Source organism: Streptomyces sp. P13-3-3, assembly GCF_050571355.1.
GTDB classification, from domain to species: domain Bacteria; phylum Actinomycetota; class Actinomycetes; order Streptomycetales; family Streptomycetaceae; genus Streptomyces; species Streptomyces althioticus.
In genome coordinates, this window is sequence record NZ_CP192228.1 from 3,076,211 (window position 1) to 3,097,938 (window position 21,728).

Below are 21,728 nucleotides of genomic sequence, written 5' to 3' on the forward strand. Positions count from 1 at the left end.
AGATCACGCGGTTCGCCGCGGGAGTCGCATCGGGACGTGGCGCAGCTTGGTAGCGCACTTGACTGGGGGTCAAGGGGTCGCAGGTTCAAATCCTGTCGTCCCGACGATGCGAGGGCAGAGGCCCGCCGGACATCCGGCGGGCCTCCGACGCATTCCGTGCACACCGCACGGAATCACGCGGAGCCCTGCACAGGACCAAGGTCGTCTTCTAGGGTCGTACGCATGACCACCGACACGGGGACCGCCACCGGCCTGCTCTTCGACGCCCTGAAGGCGGACGCCCTCACCAGCACGGAACAGTTGCGCGAGCTGTACCCGGAGCCGAACGAGAACGCGCTCCGCAAGGAGATCGACCATCTCACCGACGAGACACGGGCGTTGATCGGCTGTGCCTCGCTGGTCCTCGTCGGCAGCACGGACGCCGAGGGCCGGGCCGACGTGACCCCGCGCGGGGGCCCGCCCGGGTTCGTCGCGAGGCTGGACGACCGGACGCTGGCGATCCCCGACGCGACGGGCAACAAGCGGCTCGACACCCTGCAGAACGTGGTGGAGACGGGACGGGTCGGCCTGCTGTTCGTCGTCCCCGGCCGCACGACCACGCTCCGCGTCAACGGGAGCGCCTTCGTCTCGGCCCGCCCCGAACTGCTCGACCGGCTCACCGCCGTGGGCAAGCCGCCCGTCTCCGCGATCGTGGTGCACATCGAACAGGCCTACCCGCACTGCCCGAAGTCGCTGATGCGGGGCAACGCCTGGCAGCCGGAGAAGTGGCTGCCCGCCGACGCCCAGCCGAGCAGCGCCCAGGTGACGCTGGCCCAGCTGAACCTGCCGGGCCTGACCGTCGAGCAGATCGAGGAGATCGAGCGGGAGTCGCTGCGCACGCGCTACGAGTGAGCGCGCGGCCGTCCGGCGAGTCCGGGGATCAGCGCGGCCGCCACGGCGAGGTGCATGAGTGCGAGCGCCGTGCGCGTCCCGGAGTCCAGGCCGTCGCCGGCCAACGGCAGGAAGGACACAGCCAGTACGGCGACGGCCACGCCGGTCCACACCGCGCGGGCACGCCGTACGCCGAAGCGCTCCAGCGCGGCGAGGAGTGCCCACCCGGCGAGGGAGGCGAGCAGGGCGACGACGGCGACCGGCGCGGCGCCGAGGTCGAGCGTCTCCTCGCCGTCGGTGATGCGCAGGGGGTGTCCCAGCAGGGGGTCGGTGACGGCCCATATCGTCACCGGGGCCAGTACGGCCGCCGCCGTGGCCGCGGACCGCCGTGCCCGCGCGCTCACGTCGCGCCTCCTGCGAGCGCCCCGTGCAGGAACAGCTCGACCAACTCCCGCGGTTCGAGATCGGGTTCGCCGTCCGTACGCGGCTGGGTGAACAGCAGTCCGATGAACAGCGCCGCGATCTGCTCCGCCGGCCGGCGCAGAGAGTCCCCCTCGGGCTCCAGCAGGTCCGCGAGCGCCGCGCGGATGCGGGCAGTCGACTCCTCGCGGCCCGCACCGCGCACCGTCCCGGCGTGCTTGCCCCCACGGTGCCCCAGCGAGCCCATGATCGCGCCGAGCCGGTCCATGTGCGCCTGGAGCGCCTCGGCCGCCTCCGCGAGCCGGTCGGGCAGCGGCTGGGACACGTCGATCGCGTCGAGCTCGCGCACGGCGTGCTCGGGGGAGAGGGCCTCGGCGATGCACGCCCCCAACAGCTCCTCCTTGTCGGCGAAGACCCGGAAGATCGTGCCCTCCCCGATACCCGCCGCCCGCGCGATCTTCGCGGTCGTCACGGCGGAGCCGTACTCGGTGATCAGCGGGATCGCGGCCTGAATGATCATCGCCCGCCGCTGCTCCGGCGACATGCCGGGGGCGCGGCGACGGGCGGGTGTGGTTGGTTCGTCCTTGGCTGCCGTCATGGCGCCAGCGTACGGAGTGAGTACTCACTCCGTCAATGAGTGAGTACTCACTCCGTTGTTGCCCGATGGCGTCAACCGGCTGTCCGGTGCTCCCGGGCTCCCGCGGCGAGAAGTGCGTCGACCGTCTCCGGGTGCGGCCCGTTCCGCGCCCACCGCAGCGGTGACCACCCGGTGCCGTGGTCCTCACACAGGTTCGGATCGGCCCCGTGCTCGAGGAGGGCGCGCACCGTGTCGACGTGTCCCCAGCACGCGGCCCCGCACAGGGGCGTGCCCTGATCCCCGTGGCCGCTCTCGGCGTCCGGCGAGGCCCCGGCCGCGAGCAGACGCCGTACCTTGTCGGTCGCTCCATGGACCGAGGCGGCGTACAGGGGTGTCGTGCCGTCGGCGTCACGCCCGTCCGGGTCGGCCCCGGCCCGCAGCAGCGCGTCGACCCCGCCGACCTCGCCGAACATGACCGCCTCGACGAGCTTCCGGGCCAGTTTCTTCTGTCGTCGTCTGTTCACGCTCGCCAGCGTAGATCCGGGACACCGTGTCACAGCCCGCCCGCCAGAGCCGCCCTCACGTCGCCCCGAACGCCGTGAAGGCCCACCCCGTGGCCCGGTGCAGGGCGTCGTCCGGCATCGCCGACCGGGCGTCGCGGAGGGCCTCCGGGAGGGGGAGGCCCTTGGCCAGGCCCTCGTGGAGGGCGAGCATCAGGGGGACGACCGCCGCGTCGTTGACCGGTGCGCTGCACGCCACCACGCCCGCCGTGCCCAGCGGCAGCAACGCCGTCACCAGGCCCAGGAGTTCGTCCGCGCCGACCGTGGCGAAGCGGGCCGTGTCGCAGCAGGACAGGATGATGCGGTACGGGCTGCGGCCGAGCCGTTCGAAGTCGTGCACGATCAGCGGGCCGTCCGCCATCCGCAGCGCGGAGAACAGGGGACCGTCCGTGCGGAACGTCCCGTGCGCCGCGATGTGCGCGAGCCCCGCCCCGTCCAGCTCCGTGAGCACCCGCGGCACCGTCGCGTCCCGGTGCTCCAGCACCGTCGCCCCGCGGTACCGGTCCGCCAGCCGGGTCACCTCCGCGCCGCCCGTCGCCAGACCCGGCCCGCGCACCAGCACCTGGCGTCCGCCCCGCGGCGGCCGCGTCTCGCGCGCCCGCAGCCAGCTGCTCGCCGACGGCGACACGCTGACGACCCGTTCCCGCAGCGACGGCAGCAGCGCCCACGGCACCCGGTGCAGCCGCCCCGGCGGCACGATCACCACCGGACCGTCGCCCAGGTGCGCCGCCGCGGGGCCCAGCAGCAGTTCCTCCAGGCGGCGGCCCGCCGCCTCCACCACCGGCAGCCGCGCCTGCGCCCCCGGATGGGCCAGCCGCCGCAGCCCCGCCTGCACATGCTCGGCCTCCGTCTCGGCGGCCGCCAGCGACCCGGCTTCGAACCGCCGCACCCGGCTCTGCCCGCACAGCAGCACCTGCACCCGCCCGTCCACCACCGCCAGCTCCACCAGCCGGACGCCGTCGCCCAGCCGCTCCAGCAGCCGGCCCACGTCGAAGCGGGTGTCGTCGCCGCGCGCCTCGCCCCGCATGTGCAGCGTGCGGGAGCGGATCGCCCGCTCCAGACGGCGCTGCTCCCGCTCCAGCGCCGGCACCGGCCTGCCCTCCATCCGGGCCTCCTCGGCGCGCGCCGCGATCTCCCGGTACGCGGTCATGTGGCTCAGCAGCTCCGGATCGGCGGGCGGCCGGGTCGGCGGCGCGGACAGCGCCGTGGCCCGCCAGCGTTCGCTCCACACCAGCAGCCGCCGCGCCCCGCCCGACCGCAGCGCGGCCTGCTGCGCCAGCGCCGCCAGCTCCGCGCCCTGCGCCGTGGCGCGCGCCCGCAGCTCCGACGCGCCCAGCGTCATCCGGTGGTCGTCCAGCACGTCCAGCCCGCGCCGGCACGCCTCCAGCACGCCCCGCGTGGAGCCGGCCGCCCGCGCGCGCAACGCCTGCGCCGCCCAGCCTGTCATCCGGGCGAGCGGAGGCCCGTTGTGCCGGCTGCGCGCGGCCACCGCCAGATGCCGCTCCGCGTCCGCCGTCCGGCCCAGGTCCAGCGCGATCCGCCCGGCCAGCAGGAACGCCTCCGGGGCGGCCGGCGCGCCGAGCTCCACCAGCCGCTCCGCCACCGCCGCCGCGTCCCGCACCAGCCGGCCCGACCTCTTCCCGGCCGCGTGCCGGGCCCCGATCAGCACCAGCCGGGCGTGCGCCTCCCACCAGGCGCGCCGCTGTCCCGCGAACAGCCGCACGGCGAGCCCCGCGCGCGCCGTCGCCGTCGCCGGGTCGTCCGCCTGCCGGGCGGCCCGCGCCGCCGCCAGCAGCAGCTCCGCCTTGCGCGTCGACTGCCCGCCGATGGAGTCCAGTTCGGCGACCGCCGTGTCCGCCTCGGCCAGCGCCTCCGCCGCGAGACCCGCGGCCATCAGCACCTCGCAGCGCCGGATGCTCAGCATGAACGTCGGCGTGCCCAGCTTCGCGTACCGCTCCTCCGCCTCGTCCAGCAGCCGCAGCGCCGCCGGGACGTCACCGGAGCGGAAGGCGGCGAGACCCCGGCTCTCCACCGCGTCCGCCTTGTCGTGCTCCTGGTCCGTGACCGCCCACAGGTCCTCCGCCGACGCGAAGTCCGCCTCGGCCCGCTCCACCGCGCCCAGCGCCAGATGCACCGTCGCGCGCAGCGTCAGCGCCCGCGCCGTCCAGATCACGTCCCCCGCCTGCCGCAGCACCGGCACGGCCCGCCGTACGTCCTCCAGCGCCTCCCGGTGATGGCCCAGCACCCACCACGAGTACGCCCGCCGGAACAGCACCCGGGCCCGGGTGTGGCCGGTGCCGCGCCGCACGCCCCGGCCCAGGGCGTCCAGGCCCTGCCGGGTGCGCCCCGAGTGCACCAACGCGACCCCGAGGGTGGCGAGGACGTCCGCCTCCCGGTCCGCCGAACCCGCCCGAGCAGCCCAGTCACGTGCCCTGCGCAGATGACGCAGGGCGAGCCGCATGTCCCCGAAGTCCCGCTGCCAGATGCCGATCACCTGATGCGCCACGGAGGCGTGCAGCGGATCGGGGCGGTCCCGCAGTACGGACTCCGCCTTGGTCAGCGCCTCGTTCGGGGCGGCGAACACCAGCGGAAGGAGGTCCTGCACCGCTTCGCTTCCCGCTGTCACCTCCACGATGGTAGTGGTCCGCAACCACGCCTCACAGGTACGGCGTTGTATCAAAGGAGCCCTCGCAGGCTCTTCATCACGACAGCTCCGCGGCTCCGGCCCCGTCGCCCCAGTGGAGGACCACGCCATGCCACCCCAGCGCTTCCGTGAGCAGTTCCGGCAGATCCAGCGCTCCATGCCCGACATCCCGCTGGCCATGGGACCCGACGACGCGGGGGAGTTCCTCTACGAGAAGGGCGTCGTCCTCGCCCGCGAGGGGGAGGAGGCGCAGGTCGTCGAGGACACGGTGCGCGGTCACTTCCGCACGTTCGCCGCCGGCGCCCCGGACCGCGTCCGCCGCCTCGGCCCCGCCGGCAACCGCTCCGGCGTCGTCCGCATCCAGGTGTCCGACCCCGGAGAGGGCGACGCCGGCGGCGACCCGGCCGTCTCCGGCGCCCTGCGCTCCCTCGCCGCGGTGGAGGGCCGCGCCGGACGCCGCCTGGTCACCCGCAACCACGTGGTGCACATCGCCGTCAACGCCTGCCCCGGTGACGAGCCGGTGCCCGTGGCGCGCGACGCCCGGCCCAACCCGGCCGTCGCCGAGACCGACGGCGAACCGGGCGAGGACGCCGCGCGCGTGCTGGTCGTCGACACCGGCCTGATGCACGACTACCGCTCCTACCCGCCGCTCGCCCGCACCCACGGGGACGCCCAGGTCGCCGAGTGCGACGGCGACGGGATCCTCCAGCAGTACTGCGGACACGGCACGTTCATCGCCGGACTGGTCGCCGCCGTCGCCCCGCACACGGACGTCACCGTCAGCGGCGCGCTCAACGACGCCGGGGCGGTGCTGGAGCACGAGTTCGGCGAGAAGCTCTTCGACGCCGTCGAGGCGGGCGGCTGGCCCGACGTCCTCAGCCTCTCCGCCGGCACGTCCAACGGCCGCACCGACGGGCTCCTCGGCGTCGACGCCTTCATGCGCGAACTGCGCGAGCAGCGCACCCTGTTGGTCGCGTGCGCGGGCAACAACGGCAGCGCCACGCCGTTCTGGCCCGCCGCCTACGCCGACCTGCCCGGCTACGAGGACGCCGTGCTGTCGGTCGGCGCGCTGCGCGCGGACGGCGAGTCCGGCGCCTGCTTCTCCAACCACGGCGGCTGGGTGAAGGCGTACGCTCCCGGCGAGCGGCTCACCAGCGCCCTCACGGGCTTCGGAACGCCCGTCCCGTACGTGTACCAGCACTCCACCTACGACGCCTGCCGCTACGGTTTCGACTACGCCTGCACCTGCCACCACCCCCGCCACACCGGCGTGTTGAGCGAGGACGGGGGATCCACCAAGCCGGACCAGGTGATGTTCGAGGGGCTCGCCCAGTGGAGCGGCACCTCCTTCGCGACCCCTGTCGCGGCCGGCATGGTCGTCTCCCACATGGCGACGCGCGGTGAGCGTGACCCGCGCGCGGCCCGTCGGCAACTCCTCGATGCCGTCGACGAGTTCGTGGACGTGCGCGGGGCGCACAAGCCCGCGCTGCTGCCGCCCACCTGGCGCCCGGTGCGCGTCCCGGCGCCCACCGCGCGGCCATGACGATCGGAACCATCCCCTCCGCGGCGTACCATGACGTGCCGTACACGAGGGGTGGCACCGTGGAGCGTTCGGAAGTCGGCGCGTTGGTCCGGTCCGCTGTCGACGGAGACGCGGCGGCCTGGAAGGCGATCGTGGAGGGGCTGGGCCCGCTGGTCTGGTCCGTGGTGCGCGCGCACCGGTTGTCCGACGCCGACGCCCACGAGGTGTACCAGACCGTCTGGTTCCGCTTCACCCAGCATCTGGACCGCATCCGGGAGCCGGAGAAGGCGGGCTCCTGGCTGGCCAGCACCGCGCGCCACGAGTGCCTGAAGGTGCACCGGCAGGCGCGCCGGCTGGTCCTGACGGACGATCCGCACGTGCTCGACACGGTCAGCCAGGACGGGGAGCCCGAACAGACGCTGCTGGAGACGGAGGAGGCCGCCGCGCAGGGGGAGCGGGTACGCCGGCTGTGGCAGGCGTTCGAGGAACTGGGCGGGCGGTGCAGGCAGTTGCTGCGTGTGCTGATCGCTTCTCCGCCGCCCAGCTATCAGGAGGTGTCCGCCGCGCTCGACATCGCGGTGGGCAGTATCGGGCCGATGCGCCAGCGCTGCCTGCGCCGGCTGAGGGCCCGGCTGGAGGCACGGGGGACGGTATGAGCGACGACATCGGCGACGGCACGGGCTTCGGCGACGGACCCGACGTCGAGGAGGAACTGCTGGAGGAGGAGCTGCGGCAGGCCGCGTCCCTCCTGGACCCGGTGCCCCCGGCGCTGCTCCAGAGCGCCGTGGACGCCTTCGCGCTGCGCGACCTGGAGACGCGGGTCGCCGAGCTGACCTTCGACTCGCTCGTCGACGCGATCCCCGTGCGGGGCGCGGCGGCGGCTCCGCGCATGCTGACGTTCAGCGCGGGGGAGACGGTGCTGGACGTCGAGCTGACGGACGAGGGCCTGATCGGCCAGGTCCTCCCCCCTGCCCCCGCCCGCATCGACATCCTGACGGGCCCCTACCCGGCCGCGACCGCCGAGGCCGACGACATGGGCCGCTTCACGTCGACGGTGACCCCGTCGGGCCCGTTCGCCCTACGGCTGCACACGACGGACGAGACCGTCATGACGGAGTGGCTCCGCGCCTGAGGGTCGCCTGCCGGGCCGCTCGCGTCGCGTCGCGCCCGGTGGGTGCGTCGGGCGGGAGTTCCGTGCGTCGCAGAGTCGGGCACCGGCGGCGTTGGTCGTTCCACCGCCGGCGGGCGTTGCCGGACGTGCCGGTCACAGAAGCCGGCGCGCCGCACGGGCGGTCGGCTTCCGCGGACCGTCCCCTCCGCGGTGAGCCGAGGTCCCGGCCGCGTGGGACGGCCCAGGCGAAGGCCGGTGGCACCGGTCCTCCCGCGTCCGGCGCCGGGTGACGTGCTCGGGGTGCGGGCCGGGAGGTGTGCCGCCTCCCGGCCGAGAGAGGTGCGCCGCGCCGTGCGGTCCGGCGAGGACGGTCGGCTCCCGGAGACCTGGCGTCGGAGGCATACCGCCCTTCCGGCCCCGTAGGCGAGGGCCGGCGCCCTTGGCTTCCTGCAGCGAAGGCCGGGGCATGCCCGTCGCGGCCGGGTGCGGCGCGTCCCCGCCCGGCCGGACGTCGTGCGTCCCCGCCCGGCCGGGGCGCCTGACCACCCCGCACGAGCCGGGCGCGGCCTCACCTGCAAGCGGCCCGTGGCCGGCTCACACCGCGTCGACCAGGGACGCCAGCGCCGACGCCAGGCGCGTCACCCCCTCGTGGGCCGGGCCGCCCGGCTCCGTCATGTACGTGTCGCGGCGGATCTCCACCATCAGGGCCGTCACCTCCGCCCGCTTGCCGTAGTACCTCAGCGGGACGTACGTGCCCGCGAACGGGCTGTCCAGCCCCGTCCCGCCGCACCGGGCGAACGCCTCACGCGCCGTGTCGAGGAGGGCGGGCGGGGTGTGGAAGGGGTCGGTGCCGAGGCACACCGGGGGTCGGGGGCCGCCGGCGTGGAGTTCGTAGGGCAGCGGGGCCGTAGGGTACGAGTGCACGTCGACGATCACGCAGCGCCCCGTCGCCGCGAGCCGGTCCGACACCGCCTCCGTCATCGCCGACGCGTACGGGTGGAAGTACCGCTCGATCAGCGGGCCCGCGTCGAAGCCGTCGGGGCGGAGCACGTCCTTGTGCGTGGTCCGCGTGTAGACCGCGCCCATGCCGACGGCGAGCATCTCCTCCCGCTCGTCCGGGAACCGCTCCGGGTCCACGACCAGCCGCGACAGCCGGTTCACGAACCGCCACGGCGTGACCCGGGCCGCCCGGGCCGCCTCCTCGGCGATCGCGGCGGTGTGCGCGTCGGTGATGTGGTCCAGCTCGCGCTCCAGCGCGGCGTCGTCCAGGACGATCCCGGGCCGTACGTCGTCCGGGACCTCCCGCGCCGAGTGCGGCACGTGCAGGATCACGGGGGAGGCGGGGTCGCCGGGGAGGAGGTCGAACGAGGGCGGCACGACGGTCATGCGCTGCTCCAAAGGTGCTGTCGGTGAAGTACGACGATCAAGGTGCCACACGCCACTGACAACGCCCCCGGACGTCCCCCACCAGGCCGTGGACGGGACCCGCCCGACCCCCGGACACGGCTCCGCCCCGGCCGGGCAGGTCGCCGGCCGGGGCGGAGCTCAGGGTCGTCCGGTTCAGCTCAGGGACGCCAGCGCCTCGTTCCACGTGGCGGACGGGCGCATGACCGCGGAGGCCTTCGCCGGGTCGGGCTGGTAGTAGCCGCCGATCTCGGCCGGCTTGCCCTGGACGGCGGCGAGCTCCTCGACGATCTTCGCCTCGTTGGCCGCGAGGGTCTCGGCGAGCGGCGCGAACGCCTTCGCGAGGTCCGCGTCCTCGGTCTGCGCGGCCAGCTCCTGCGCCCAGTACAGGGACAGGTAGAAGTGGCTGCCGCGGTTGTCGATGCCGCCGACGCGACGGGTCGGGGACTTGTCCTCGTTGAGGAAGGTCGCCGTGGCGCGGTCGAGGGTGTCGGCGAGCACCTTGGCGTGCGCGTTGCCGGTGGTGGCGGCGTACTGCTCGAACGACGGCACCAGGGCGAAGAACTCACCGAGGGAGTCCCAGCGCAGGTAGTTCTCCTTGACCAGCTGCTGCACGTGCTTCGGGGCCGAGCCGCCCGCGCCGGTCTCGAAGAGGCCGCCGCCCGCCATCAGCGGGACGACCGACAGCATCTTGGCGCTGGTGCCCAGCTCCAGGATCGGGAACAGGTCGGTGAGGTAGTCGCGCAGCACGTTGCCGGTGACCGAGATGGTGTTCTCGCCGCGGCGGATGCGCTCCACCGACAGCTTGGTCGCCTCGACCGGGTTGAGGATCCGGATGTCCAGGCCCTCGGTGTCGTGCTCCGGCAGGTACTGCTTCACCTTGGCGATCAGGTTGGCGTCGTGCGCGCGGGTCTCGTCCAGCCAGAAGACGGCCGGGTCGCCGGTGGCGCGGGCGCGGGTGACGGCCAGCTTCACCCAGTCGCGGATCGGCGCGTCCTTGGTCTGGCAGGCGCGGAAGATGTCACCGGCGGACACGGCCTGCTCGATGACGGCGTCGCCGTTGGCGTCGACCAGGCGGACGGTGCCGGTGACGGGGATCTCGAAGGTCTTGTCGTGGCTGCCGTACTCCTCGGCCTTCTGCGCCATCAGACCGACGTTCGGGACCGAGCCCATCGTGGACGGGTCGTAGGCGCCGTTGGCGCGGCAGTCGTCGATCACGGCCTGGTAGACGCCCGCGTAGGAGGAGTCCGGGAGCACCGCGAGGGTGTCGGCCTCCTGGCCGTCGGGGCCCCACATGTGGCCGGAGGTGCGGATCATGGCCGGCATGGAGGCGTCCACGATGACGTCCGAGGGGACGTGCAGGTTCGTGATGCCCTTGTCGGAGTCGACCATCGCCAGGTCCGGGCCCTCGGTGAGCTCGGCGTCGAAGGACGCCTTGATCTCGGCGCCCTCGGGCAGGTTCTCCAGGCCCTTGTAGATGCCGCCCAGACCGTCGTTCGGGGTGAGACCCGCGGCGGCGAGCTTGTCGCCGTACTTCGCGAACGTCTTCGGGAAGAAGGCGCGCACCACGTGGCCGAAGATGATCGGGTCGGAGACCTTCATCATCGTGGCCTTCAGGTGCACGGAAAACAGCACGCCCTCCTGCTTGGCGCGGGCGACCTGCGCGGTGAGGAACTCGCGCAGCGCGGCGACGCGCATCACGGAGGCGTCGACGACCTCGCCCTTGAGGACCGGCACCGACTCGCGGAGCACGGTCGTGGAGCCGTCGTCGCCCTTGAGCTCGATGCGCAGCGCGCCGTCCTCGGCGATCACGACGGACTTCTCGGTGGAGCGGAAGTCGTCCTGGCCCATGGTGGCGACGTTGGTCTTGGACTCGGAGGTCCAGGCGCCCATGCGGTGCGGGTGGTTCTTGGCGTAGTTCTTCACCGAGGCGGGGGCGCGGCGGTCGGAGTTGCCCTCACGCAGGACCGGGTTCACGGCCGAGCCCTTGACCTTGTCGTAGCGGGCCTGGATGTCCCGCTCCTCGTCGGTCTTCGGGTCGTCCGGGTAGTCCGGCAGCGCGTAGCCCTTGCCCTGAAGCTCGGCGATCGCGGCCTTGAGCTGCGGGATCGACGCCGAGATGTTCGGCAGCTTGACGATGTTGGCCGCGGGCGTCTTCGCCAGCTCGCCGAGCTCGGCGAGGGCGTCCGGGATGCGCTGGTCCTCGGTGAGGTACTCCGGGAACACGGCGATGATGCGCCCGGCGAGCGAGATGTCCCGCGTCTCCACGGCGACACCCGCCTGCGAGGCGTACGCCTGGACCACCGGCAGGAAGGAATACGTCGCCAGGGCCGGGGCCTCGTCAGTGTGCGTATAGATGATGGTCGAGTCAGTCACCGGGTGCTCCGCTCCACGTCTGCAACATTGCTCGACATCAAGATATCTTGTGACGGCCCCGGGCTCGACAGGGGTCCACGCCGAGTATCCCGGCACTGCCCCGTCAGGGGCGCGGGGAACCGCGCGAACGGGGTCCGGGGCGGAGCCCGGAAAAACCCGCCGAAGGCGGGTGCGCCGGGCCGCGGCGGCGGTGAGAGTCGCCACGGCCCGGGGGAGACCGTCAGACCGGCCGCCCGGTGATCATGTCGTCCGCGGCCGCCGCCCCGTCCCGCTGGGACGGAATCAGCACGGTCCCCTGCTGAAGGGCGACCGTCCGCGCGGGCGACGGAATCCGGATGCCCTCCTCGCGGTAGCGCCGGTGCAGCCGCTTGATGAACTCGTGCTTGATCCGGTACTGGTCGCTGAACTCCGCCACGCCCAGGATCACGGTGAACCCGATGCGCGAGTCGCCGAAGGTGTGGAACCGCACCGCCGGCTCGTGCTCCGGCACCGCCCCGGTGATCTCGGTCATCACGTCCGCGACGACCTCCTTCGTCACCCGCTCCACGTGCTCCAGGTCGCTGTCGTACGACACGCCGACCTGGACCAGGATGGTCAGCTGCTGCTGGGGCCGCATGAAGTTGGTCATGTTCGTCTTGGCGAGCTGGCCGTTGGGGATGACCACCAGGTTGTTGGACAGCTCACGGACGGTCGTCTGGCGCCAGTTGATGTCCTCGACGTACCCCTCCTCGCCGCTGCTCAGGCGGATGTAGTCGCCCGGCTGCACGGTCTTGGAGGCGAGGATGTGGATGCCCGCGAAAAGGTTCGCGAGCGTGTCCTGGAGCGCCAGCGCCACCGCCAGACCGCCCACGCCGAGGGCGGTGAGCAGCGGGGCGATGGAGATGCCGAGCGTCTGCAGCCCGATGAGGAAGCCGATCGCGAGGACCAGGATCCGGGTGATGTTCACGAAGATCGTCGCCGACCCGGCCACTCCGGACCGCGACTGGGTGACCGAGCGCACCAGGTCCGCCACCACCCGCGCCGTCGCCACGGTCGCGACGAGGATCACCAGCAGGGTCAGCACCTGGTTGGTCGTGTGCTGCACGGCCCGGGTCAGCGGCAGCGCCGCCGCCGCGGAGGCCGTCCCGCCCGCCACGGCCGCCCACGGGGCGACCGTACGCAGCGCCTCCACCAGAATGTCGTCGCCGCGCCAGGCGGTGCGCTCCGCGTGCCGCGCCAGCCAGCGCAGCAGCATGCGGAGCAGGAACGCCGCCAGCAGGCCGGCGGCGAGGGCGATTCCGGCGTGCACCAGATCGTCCACGGTGAGGGAGCGGGTCACCGCCCACCCCCCGCGCACCCCTGGGCCGACGGCCGTCTCTCCTGGGCCGAGAGCCCTATGTGAAGTCGTGTCACGTGAAGTCACCTGCTCGAGGTATACGGGATCCACCGGTGCCGCACCCGCGTTGACCTGCGGGGGCACCGTCGCTCATCCTGCCGTATGCAGAAGGGTCGTTCGTACCAAGCGGTGGTCCCGCACCGGGCCCGCACCGCTCCCGCGGCCGTCTCACGACCCGTCGAACGCACCGTGCCGCCCCGCCCCGGACGCGAACCGGGCCGCGCCCTCCAGGCTCTCCGCCAACACGGCGGCTCCGTGGCGGAGTTCGGCCGCCAGCGCCTCCTCCTCGCCCAGCCCCTCCTGCTCCAGCACCGACGCGCGGTCCGAGCGCAGGCACGCCTGCGGGAACCGGGCCAGCGACGCCGCCAGTTCCTCCGCCTCCTCGCGTGCCCGCCCCACCGGCACCACCCGGTTGGCCAGCCCCATCGCGTACGCCTCGGCGGCCGGCACCGGACGCCCGGTGAGGATCATGTCCATCGCCCTGCTCGTCCCGACCAGCCGGGGCAGCCGTACCGTCCCGCCGTCGATCAGCGGCACGCCCCAGCGGCGGCAGAACACGCCGAACACGGCGTCCTCCTCGGCCACCCGCAGGTCGCACCAGAGCGCCAGCTCCAGACCACCCGCCACGGCGTGCCCGGACACCGCCGCGATCACCGGCTTGGACAGCCGCAGCCGGGTCGGCCCCATCGGCCCGTCGCCGTCCTCGGTCACCCGGTTGGCGCGCTCCGTGCCCAGCGCCTTCAGGTCCGCTCCCGCGCAGAACGTGCCGCCCTCGCCCCACAGCACCGCCGCCCGCGCCTCGTCGTCCGCCTCGAACGCGCGGAAGGCGTCGGCGAGTTCGGCGGCCGTCGGCCCGTCCACCGCGTTGCGCGCCTCGGGGCGGGAGAGCACCACCGTGGTGACGGCTCCCCGGCGTTCGATCCGTACCGGCATGACAAGGTCCCTTCCGTGAGTGGGACCGGGACCCTACCCGCGTCCCGCACCACCTCACCCGTCCCGCACGTCAGATCACCTTCATCCGCACCAGCGCTGCCAGGGTCAGCGCGCCCGGCAGCAGCGGCAGCCACACCGTGAGCAGCCGGAACACCACCACGACCGCCGTGGCCGGCGCCGCCGCCCCGCCGGCCGCCACCAGCGCCACGACCAGCGCCGCCTCCACCGAGCCGATCCCGCCCGGGGTGGGCACCAGCGCCACCGCCACCGTCGCCGCCAGGTACGCCACCGCCAGATGGGCGGACGGGACCGCGAGACCGAACGCCCGCGCCACCAGCACCAGTACGCCCGCCTGGAGCGCCGGGAAGGCCAGCGCCCCGCCCCACAGCGCCACCGCCCGCGCGGGCCGGGCGTGCACCGAACGCGCCTCGCGCAGTGCCGTCCGCAGGAACCCGGCCACCACCGTCCGCACCCGCCGTACGGCGGCGAGCCCGCCCACCACCAGCACCAGCACCGCGCCCGCCACGAGGAGCGGCCCGGCCGGCGCCTCGTCGGGCAGCAGCGCCCCGAAGGGCAGCGCGTCGGGGAACGCCACCAGCAGCGCCGCCAGCAGGCCCACCCGCCCGACGCTCTCCGCGAGCAGATACAGCGCCAGCGCGGCCGAGGACCGGGCCGTGCTCAGTCCGCACACCGCCATGAACCGCAGGTTGACCGCGCTCGCCCCCAGCCCCGTGGGCAGCAGGTGGTTCGCCGCGCCCGCCGCGAACTGCGTGGCCACCAGCCGCCGCCCGGGCAGCCGTTCGAGCACGGCGCCCTGACGGGTGCACGCGGCGGCCGGCCAGGTCAGACACGTCAGACCGGCCGCGGCCAGCAGCCACGGCCACCGGGCGGTCGTCACCAGCCCCAGCCCCTCGGCCAGCACCTCCCGCTGCCGTACGGCGACCACGGCCACGAGCAGCAGCGGCAGCACGCACAGCACCCGGCGGATCGTCACCGTCATGTCCACGGAGGATGAACGTCGCGGGCGAACGGAGAGTTGCGACGAGCCGGACACCGGGCGACGGCCGTCGCCCGCGGGCCGGGGCATCAGCACCGCGGCGTCCTTGACCTCAATCATGGTCGAGGTCCTAGCGTCTCCGGCATGAGCATGGAGACCACCGCGTGGGCGCAACTGCGCAGCGTCATGACCGCCGAGGACGAGCGCCGGCCCGTCACCCGGGACACCCTGCGCCGCATCGGCGCCTTCGCCGGCCCGCACCGCCGCAAACTGATCCTGTTCCTGCTGCTCGGCACGGCGACCGCGGCGCTCGCCGTGGCCACGCCCGTGCTCGCCGGGCGGGTGGTGAACACGATCGTGTCCGGCGGCGCCCCGGACACGGTGGTGCGTCTGGCGCTGCTCATCGCGCTGATCGCGGTGGTGGAGGCGGCCCTCGGCGTGCTGGGCCGCCGACTGTCGGCGGCGCTCGGCGAGGATCTCATCCTGGGGCTGCGGACGGCGGTCTTCGACCACGTGCAGCGGATGCCGGTCGCGTTCTTCACACGCACCCGTACGGGCGCGCTCGTCTCCCGGCTCAACAACGACGTCATCGGAGCCCAGCGGGCGTTCAGCTCCACGCTGTCCACCGTGGTCGCCAACGTCGTCACCCTGGTCCTCACCCTCGGCGTGATGCTCACCCTGTCCTGGCAGATCACCCTTCTGGCGCTGGTCCTGCTCCCCGTGTTCGTGATTCCGGCGCGGCGCATGGGCCGCCGGATGGCCGGCCTCCAGCGTGAGGCCGCCACCCTCAACGCGGCCATGGGCACGCGGATGACGGAGCGGTTCTCCGCGCCCGGCGCCACCCTCGTGAAGCTGTTCGGGCGACCCGAGGAGGAGTCCGAGGAGTTCGCGGTACGAGCACGGCGCGTGCGGGACATCGGCGTGCGGACGGCCACCGCCCAGACGGTGTTCATCACCGCCCTCACCCTGGTCTCCGCCCTCGCCCTGGCACTGGTCTACGGCCTCGGCGGCCGGCTCGCCCTCTCCGGCACCCTCGACGCCGGCGCGGTCGTCGCCCTCGCCCTGCTGCTCACCCGCCTGTACGCGCCCCTCACCTCGCTGGCCGGGGCGCGGGTGGAGGTCATGAGCGCGCTGGTGAGCTTCGAGCGGGTCTTCGAGGTGCTGGACCTCGACCCGCTGATCCGGGAGAAGCCCGACGCCCGCGCGGTGCCCGAGGGGCCGGTCGCCGTGGAGTTCGACGACGTCCGCTTCGGCTATCCGTCCGCCGACAAGGTCTCCCTCGCCTCCCTGGAGGAGGTCGCCGCGCTCGACACGCGCGGCGGCGAGGAGGTGCTGCACGGCGTCTCCTTCCGCGCCGAACCCGGTCAGACCGTCGCCCTCGTCGGCTCCTCCGGCGCCGGCAAGTCGACGATCGCGGCCCTGCTGCCGCGGCTGTACGACGTCGACGCGGGTGCGGTCCGCGTGGGCGGGGCCGACGTACGGGACCTGAGCGCGGCGTCCCTGCGGGCCACGGTCGGCATGGTGACGCAGGACGGTCACCTCTTCCACGACACGGTCCGCGCCAACCTGCTGCTGGCGCGGCCGGACGCGGGGGAGGAGGAGCTGTGGGACGCGTTGCGCCGGGCGCGCCTGGACGCGCTGGTGCGGGCGCTGCCCGACGGGCTCGACACGGTCGTGGGGGAGCGGGGGTACCGGCTCTCCGGCGGGGAGCGGCAGCGGATGACGAGCGCGCGGCTGCTGCTGGCACGGCAGCGGGTCGTCGTTCTCGACGAGGCGACGGCTCATCTGGACAACACGTCCGAGGCGGCGGTGCAGGAGGCGCTCGGGGAGGCGCTGGAGGGGCGGACGGCGCTGGTGATCGCGCACCGGCTGTCGACCGTGCGGGCGGCCGATCTGATTCTCGTGGTCGAGGCGGGGTGCGTGGTGGAACGCGGGACGCACGAGGAGTTGCTGGACGCGGGTGGGCGGTACGCGGAGCTGTATCGGACGCAGTTCGAGGGGGAGGAGGAGGGGGTGGATGCGGGGGTGAGTGTGTGAGGGGCGGGGCGGGGCGTGGGGCGTTTTGCGCAGTTCCCCGCGCCCCTGGAGTCGTGCGTTCTGCGGGTCGGTGGGGGTTGGTCGCGCAGTTCCCCGCGCCCCTGAAGGCGCTTCTTCTGGGGGCTGGTTGGGTAGCCCCCCCCGCGCCCCTGAGGGGGTGCAGGCGGGGATGTCCGCCTGCACCCCCTCGGGTCATACCTCGGTCGTCGTGCGCTCCGTTCGGGGGGTCGGTTTGCGGGGGGCGGTTCGGCGGGGCCGCTTTCCGCCGCCCGCGCGGGCGTCCAGCTCGATCGCGAGGGGAGACGCGGTGAGGACCGACGAGTACGTGCCGACCAGCATGCCGATCAGCAGCGCCAGGGAGAAGTCCGTGAGCGAGTCGCCGCCCAGCAGGGCCAGTGCGGCCAGGATGAAGATCACGCCGATGCCCGTGTTCACCGTCCGCGGCACCGTCTGCAGGATCGCCTGGTTGGTGACCTGCGCCAGCGGCGCCTTCGCGTCCTTGCGCCACAGTTCGCGGATGCGGTCGAAGACCACCACGGAGTCGTTCACCGAGTAGCCGATCACGGTGAGCAGCGCCGCCAGGAACACACCGTCGACCGGCTTCCCCAGCCAGGCGAAGATGCCGGTGAGGATCACCACGTCGTGCGCCAGCGCGGCCACCGCGCCCGTGCCGAACATCCACCGGAACCGCACGGCGAGGTACAGAAGCTGGGCGGTGAGGGCGAGCCCGAGCGCGATCAGCGCGTTGCGCCGCAGCTCGTCGCCGAGGCTCGGGCCGATCAGTTCGTCGCGGACCTTCTCCGCGCCGCCGCCGACCTCGGCGACGGTCTCCTCGACCTTCACCGCCTCCTCGTTGGTCAGTTCCTCGGTACGCACCGTCAGACCGCTGTCCCCGGAGGACTGCACGACGGCCTGCGGGAAACCGGCGTCGGCGAGCGCGGCGCGTGCCCGGTCCGGGTCGACGGTCTGCTCCGTGGAGTACTCGATCAGCCGGCCGCCGGTGAACTCCACGCCGAAGTTCAGCCCGCGTACGACGATGCCCGCGGCGGCGACGGCCAGGACGACCGCGGACACGGCCAGCCAGCGGCGGGGACGCCGCATCAGCTGCGGGTCGCGGCGGGTGAGGTAGGCACGGACCCGGCCGACGGAGGCCAGCCCCGTGACCGCGGGGCGCCGGTGCACCCAGCGGCGCGCCACCGCGAACTCGGCGAGCACCCGGGTGATCACCAGGGCGCTGATCATGGACGCCAGCACACCGATGCCGAGCGTGACGCCGAAGCCCTTCACCGGGCCGGACGCCAGCACGAACAGCAGCGCCGCCGCGATGAGCGTGGTGACGTTGGAGTCCGCGATCGCGCTGAACGCGCCCTTGAAACCGGCGGTCAGGGCCGAGCGGCCACTGGGCCGGTTGCGCTTGGCGTACTCCTCCCGGGCGCGTTCGAAGACCAGCACGTTCGCGTCGACGGCCATGCCGATGGCCAGCACGAAACCGGCGAGGCCGGGCAGCGTCAGCGTCGCGCCGAGGGCGGCGAGACCTGCGTAGGAGATCAGGCCGTAGCAGAGCAGGGCCACGACCGCGAGGAGGCCCATGAGGCGGTAGACGACGAGAACGAACAGCGCCGTGAGGGCGGTGCCGACGACGGCGGCCCAGGCGCTGGCGCGGATGGCCTCGGCACCCAGCGTCGGGCCGACGGTCCGCTGCTCCACCGTCTCCACCGGCACCGGCAGCGCGCCGCCGTGCACCAGCAGTGCGAGCTCCTTCGCCTCGTCGCTGGTGAACGAGCCGGTGATCTGCGTCGACCCGCCGGTGATGCCCGCACCGCACGCCACGGACGGGTCGACCTGCGGCGAAGAGATGATCTTGTCGTCGAGGACGATGGCCACCCGGCGCTGCGGGTCGCCCGCCGGGTGGCAGGCGGCCTCACCGGTCAGCCGGGCCCAGCCCTTGCCGTCCTCGAAGTCGACGGTGACGTGCCAGCCTGCCCCGCTCTGCGGGTCGAAGCGGGACTCGGCGCTCTTGACGTCCTGGCCGCTGAGCGCGGCCTTGCCGAGGTGCAGCCTCTCGCCGGACTCGTCGGGCAGCACCCGCTCGCCCTGCGGCAGCTTCTCCGCGTCCCCCGTGCCCGGCCCCTTCACCGGGTGCACGGAGAGCTGCGCGGTGCGGCCCAGCACGTCGGCCGCCTTCCGCGGGTCCTGTACGCCCGGCAGCTCGACGATGATCCGCTGGTCGCCGGAGCGGACGATGGTGGGCTCGGCGACGCCGAGGGCGTCGATCCGGCCGCGCAGCACCTCCAGGGTGCGGTCGGTGGCCTCGGCGTCGGCCTCCAGGGTCTCGGTGGAACGGGTCTCCAGCACGATCTGGGTGCCGCCCCGCAGGTCCAGTCCGAGGCGGACGGGGACGGTGACGGCGACGAACACGGACACGGCGATCACGGCTAGCGCGAACAACGCCCTGACGCGGGCGGGACGTTTCACAGATGCCTCCAGCAAGGCACACGTGCCCGTCGGCGGGCACGCGGAAAGCGGAAATGGGGGACGGCTCAGGTGCTGGAGGCGGCGGGCGGCGCCCGCCCCAGGTCCGCCGGGACGTGCGCGGCGGCGGGCGGCGCGTGACCGGCCGCGGGAGCGGGACGCGCGGGCCGGGGCGGGACGCGCGGGGTGTACGCGGGCGTGAACAGCAGGGGACCGGCGGCCGTGTCCTGCCTGCCGGCGTCCCGCTCCGGCCGGGCGAGCACCGTACGGGCGGCGACGTACGCCTCGTCGCTGTGCGGCTGCGTCCCGGAGGAGTACGTCGGCGTGCCGGGGGACGCCGGGAAGTAGGCGGGGGCGGCCGGGCCCGCCGCGACGGCCGACGCGGGAGCCGCGCCCGAGGTGAAACCGAGGGTCAGCAGCACGGCCGCGAACGCGGCCAGGACGGCGGCGGCGGCTCTCAGCGGAAGCCGGGCGGCACGGCCCGGGGCGTGGGGAGTCAAGGTTCCACGAGCCCCGCGCGGATCGCGTAACGCGTCAGTTCGAGGCGGTCCCGCAGCCCCAGCTTGTGCAGCAGGTTCTCCCGGTGCCGCTGCACCGTCTTGACGCTGATGAACAGCAGTTCCGCGATCTCCTTCGACGAGTGGCCCTCGGCGACCAGCTTCAGCACCTCCTCCTCACGCGGAGTGAGGAGCTGCTCCGGCGCCTCCTCGCCGTGCCGCACCCGGTCCAGGTAGTTGCGGATCAGGGCGGTCACCGCCCCCGGGTACAGGAACGGCTCGTCCCGCATCGCCGCCCGGCAGGCGGCGACCAGGTCACGGTCGGCGACGGACTTCAGGACGTAGCCGCCCGCCCCGGCCTTCAGCGCCTGGAACAGGTACTGCTCGTTGTCGTGCATCGTCAGCATCAGGATGCGCAGCCCCGGCTTCAGCGAGGTCAGCTCCCGCGCCGCCTGGAGACCGGTCAGCCGCGGCATGGCGATGTCCAGCACCGCGAGGTCCACGTCGTGGGTGCGGGCCATGGCGATCGCCTCGGCCCCGTCGCCCGCCTCGGCGACCACCTCCAGGTCCGGCTCCCGGTCGAGGATGAGCCGGACTCCGCGCCGCACCAGCGCGTGGTCGTCGGCGAGGAGGATGCGGATCTTCTCCGCGGAGCGGTCCGCGTGGTCCGCGTGGATGTCCTGGTCGTTCATGACTGCTTCCTGACGGCCGGCACGGTCAGCCGGATTCGGGTACCGGTTCCTGTGGCGGAGGCCTCGTCCGGGCTCCAGACGTCCAGAGTGGCCCCGATCAGCAGCGCACGCTCACGCATTCCGCGAAGTCCCGCGCCCTCTCGGGCGGCGCCGATGCCGCGCCCGTCGTCGGCCACCTCCAGCACGACGGCGTCCCCGGCGGTGCGCAGGGCCACCTCCACCCGGCGGGCCTCGGCGTGCCGGGCCGCGTTGGTGAGGCCCTCCTGCGCCACCCGGTAGATCACCAGCTCCGTCTCCTGGTCCAGCGCGGGCAGGTCCGGGTCGAAGCGGCGCGCCACACGCAGCCCGGTGTGCGTGGAGAACTCCGTCGTCAGCGACGTCACCGCGCTCACCAGACCGAGGTCGTCCAGCACCCCGGGGCGCAGCCGGCGCACCAGCCGCCGTACCTCGTCCAGGCTGCCGCGGGTGATCTCCTGCGCCTGCTGCAGTTCCTCGCGCAGCGGCTCGGACGCCTCGTCGGACGCCCGCTTCAGGGCCAGCAGCACGGCCGTCATGCTCTGGCCCACCTCGTCGTGCAGCTCCTGGGCGATACGGCGCCGCTCACCCTCCTGGGCGAGGATCGCGCGGGCGCTGCTCGCGGCGCGTTCCCCCTCGAGGCGCTCCAGCATCGCGTTGAAGGTGCTCACCAGCTCGGCCACCTCACCGCCGCCCCGCACGGGCAGCCGCTGGCCGGGGCGCAGCAGGTCGACGGTGGTCATCAGCCGGGTCACGCGGTCCAGCGGGGCGAGTCCGATGCGCAGCAGTGCCGCGTTGGCGACGAGCATCACGACGAGACCGCCGACGAGGATCACCGCCTCCGTCAGCAGCACCGGCACGGACACGGTCACCGGAGCCCACAGCAACAGCGCCGTGGCGCTGCCGAGCACCACGGCGTTCAGACCGAAGATCCGCCAGTACAGGGACACGGAGGTCACGCCTTCCTCTTTCTCGTCTGCCTCTACTGTCGGTCACCGCGGCCCCTGATGCGGCAGCGACCCCCTGTCCCGGGCGGACACCGGCCAGCCTGCCCGGTCCGCACCGACCGGGTCGATGGGCCCCACAGCCCATTTCCCCTCGGCCGGCGGACCCATGCCGCACGGGGTGGGTCCTCGGACCCCGCGGAGATGGGTCCCGCGCCCGATGGGAAGACGGACGGGCCCGGGCCATGGTGGAAGCGTCATCCCGTACATCTCCCACGTCAC

Annotated in this window: 18 protein-coding genes and 1 tRNA gene; 6 read left to right on the forward strand and 13 right to left on the reverse strand. The window is 73.7% G+C overall.

Annotated elements, in window-relative coordinates; genetic code table 11:
* Positions 1 to 30: 30 nt before the first annotated feature.
* Both ACQZOG_RS14030 and ACQZOG_RS14035 read left to right on the forward strand, forming a co-directional pair.
* A tRNA-Pro gene (locus tag ACQZOG_RS14030) sits at positions 31 to 104 on the forward strand.
* Between the two features lie 118 nt (positions 105 to 222).
* Positions 223 to 891, forward strand: a complete 669-nt coding sequence (locus ACQZOG_RS14035; protein WP_193456204.1) for an MSMEG_1061 family FMN-dependent PPOX-type flavoprotein — start codon at positions 223 to 225, stop codon at positions 889 to 891.
* Here the strand turns inward: ACQZOG_RS14035 and ACQZOG_RS14040 are convergent.
* The 4 genes from ACQZOG_RS14040 to ACQZOG_RS14055 form a co-directional block, all read right to left on the reverse strand.
* On the reverse strand, positions 882 to 1,274 hold the full coding sequence (locus ACQZOG_RS14040; protein ID WP_193468515.1) for a DUF6069 family protein: 393 nt from the start codon (positions 1,272 to 1,274) through the stop codon (positions 882 to 884). The genes ACQZOG_RS14035 and ACQZOG_RS14040 overlap by 10 nt on opposite strands.
* Positions 1,271 to 1,810: a TetR/AcrR family transcriptional regulator gene (locus ACQZOG_RS14045; protein WP_371232576.1), complete on the reverse strand. Its 540-nt coding sequence runs from the start codon at positions 1,808 to 1,810 to the stop codon at positions 1,271 to 1,273. The genes ACQZOG_RS14040 and ACQZOG_RS14045 overlap by 4 nt, the downstream gene beginning before the upstream one ends.
* A gap of 149 nt (positions 1,811 to 1,959) precedes the next feature.
* The gene (locus ACQZOG_RS14050; protein ID WP_037642954.1) at positions 1,960 to 2,391 is read right to left on the reverse strand and encodes an ankyrin repeat domain-containing protein; all 432 of its coding nucleotides are present in this window, start codon (positions 2,389 to 2,391) and stop codon (positions 1,960 to 1,962) included.
* Positions 2,392 to 2,446: 55 nt separating this feature from the next.
* The gene (locus ACQZOG_RS14055; RefSeq protein WP_430741533.1) at positions 2,447 to 5,053 is read right to left on the reverse strand and encodes a CHAT domain-containing protein; all 2,607 of its coding nucleotides are present in this window, start codon (positions 5,051 to 5,053) and stop codon (positions 2,447 to 2,449) included.
* 127 nt (positions 5,054 to 5,180) lie between these two features.
* Here ACQZOG_RS14055 and ACQZOG_RS14060 point away from each other — a divergent pair, with 127 nt between their 5' ends.
* The 3 genes from ACQZOG_RS14060 to ACQZOG_RS14070 are packed head-to-tail and all read left to right on the forward strand — an operon-like array spanning position 5,181 to position 7,725.
* A complete protein-coding gene (locus ACQZOG_RS14060; RefSeq protein ID WP_351033824.1) occupies positions 5,181 to 6,614 on the forward strand; it encodes a S8/S53 family peptidase in 1,434 nt (477 codons plus the stop codon).
* A gap of 59 nt (positions 6,615 to 6,673) precedes the next feature.
* On the forward strand, positions 6,674 to 7,249 hold the full coding sequence (locus ACQZOG_RS14065) for an RNA polymerase sigma factor (protein WP_037644295.1): 576 nt from the start codon (positions 6,674 to 6,676) through the stop codon (positions 7,247 to 7,249).
* The gene (locus tag ACQZOG_RS14070) at positions 7,246 to 7,725 is read left to right on the forward strand and encodes a hypothetical protein (protein ID WP_037642963.1); all 480 of its coding nucleotides are present in this window, start codon (positions 7,246 to 7,248) and stop codon (positions 7,723 to 7,725) included. The genes ACQZOG_RS14065 and ACQZOG_RS14070 overlap by 4 nt, the downstream gene beginning before the upstream one ends.
* Positions 7,726 to 8,298: 573 nt before the next feature.
* Here the strand turns inward: ACQZOG_RS14070 and ACQZOG_RS14075 are convergent.
* The 5 genes from ACQZOG_RS14075 to ACQZOG_RS14095 form a co-directional block, all read right to left on the reverse strand.
* Entirely contained in the window at positions 8,299 to 9,090 is a 792-nt protein-coding gene (locus tag ACQZOG_RS14075; RefSeq protein ID WP_037642965.1) for an N-formylglutamate amidohydrolase, read from the reverse strand.
* Positions 9,091 to 9,264: 174 nt separating this feature from the next.
* Positions 9,265 to 11,484: an NADP-dependent isocitrate dehydrogenase gene (locus ACQZOG_RS14080; RefSeq protein ID WP_033276343.1), complete on the reverse strand. Its 2,220-nt coding sequence runs from the start codon at positions 11,482 to 11,484 to the stop codon at positions 9,265 to 9,267.
* Between the two features lie 220 nt (positions 11,485 to 11,704).
* On the reverse strand, positions 11,705 to 12,802 hold the full coding sequence (locus ACQZOG_RS14085) for a mechanosensitive ion channel family protein (RefSeq protein WP_033276342.1): 1,098 nt from the start codon (positions 12,800 to 12,802) through the stop codon (positions 11,705 to 11,707).
* Between the two features lie 225 nt (positions 12,803 to 13,027).
* A complete protein-coding gene (locus ACQZOG_RS14090; protein WP_191882389.1) occupies positions 13,028 to 13,792 on the reverse strand; it encodes a crotonase/enoyl-CoA hydratase family protein in 765 nt (254 codons plus the stop codon).
* Positions 13,793 to 13,862: 70 nt separating this feature from the next.
* On the reverse strand, positions 13,863 to 14,792 hold the full coding sequence (locus tag ACQZOG_RS14095) for a lysylphosphatidylglycerol synthase transmembrane domain-containing protein (protein WP_203549664.1): 930 nt from the start codon (positions 14,790 to 14,792) through the stop codon (positions 13,863 to 13,865).
* Between the two features lie 141 nt (positions 14,793 to 14,933).
* On the opposite strand from ACQZOG_RS14095, the gene ACQZOG_RS14100 reads away from it, so the two are divergent.
* Positions 14,934 to 16,826 carry an ABC transporter ATP-binding protein gene (locus ACQZOG_RS14100; RefSeq protein ID WP_430741534.1) on the forward strand — a complete coding sequence of 631 codons (1,893 nt, stop codon included), beginning with the start codon at positions 14,934 to 14,936 and terminating at the stop codon, positions 16,824 to 16,826.
* 192 nt (positions 16,827 to 17,018) lie between these two features.
* On the opposite strand, the gene secD is transcribed toward ACQZOG_RS14100, so the two are convergent.
* The 4 genes from secD to ACQZOG_RS14120 all read right to left on the reverse strand — a co-directional run bounded on the left by secD (position 17,019) and on the right by ACQZOG_RS14120 (position 21,461).
* Positions 17,019 to 19,301: a protein translocase subunit SecD gene (gene secD / locus ACQZOG_RS14105; RefSeq protein WP_051747735.1), complete on the reverse strand. Its 2,283-nt coding sequence runs from the start codon at positions 19,299 to 19,301 to the stop codon at positions 17,019 to 17,021.
* A 65-nt stretch (positions 19,302 to 19,366) separates the two neighbouring features.
* Positions 19,367 to 19,798, reverse strand: a complete 432-nt coding sequence (locus ACQZOG_RS14110) for a hypothetical protein (RefSeq protein WP_058917461.1) — start codon at positions 19,796 to 19,798, stop codon at positions 19,367 to 19,369.
* A complete protein-coding gene (locus ACQZOG_RS14115) occupies positions 19,795 to 20,487 on the reverse strand; it encodes a response regulator (protein ID WP_051724584.1) in 693 nt (230 codons plus the stop codon). Before ACQZOG_RS14115 ends, ACQZOG_RS14110 begins: the two co-directional genes overlap by 4 nt.
* The gene (locus ACQZOG_RS14120; protein ID WP_193456211.1) at positions 20,484 to 21,461 is read right to left on the reverse strand and encodes a HAMP domain-containing sensor histidine kinase; all 978 of its coding nucleotides are present in this window, start codon (positions 21,459 to 21,461) and stop codon (positions 20,484 to 20,486) included. The genes ACQZOG_RS14115 and ACQZOG_RS14120 overlap by 4 nt, the downstream gene beginning before the upstream one ends.
* Positions 21,462 to 21,728: the final 267 nt, after the last annotated feature.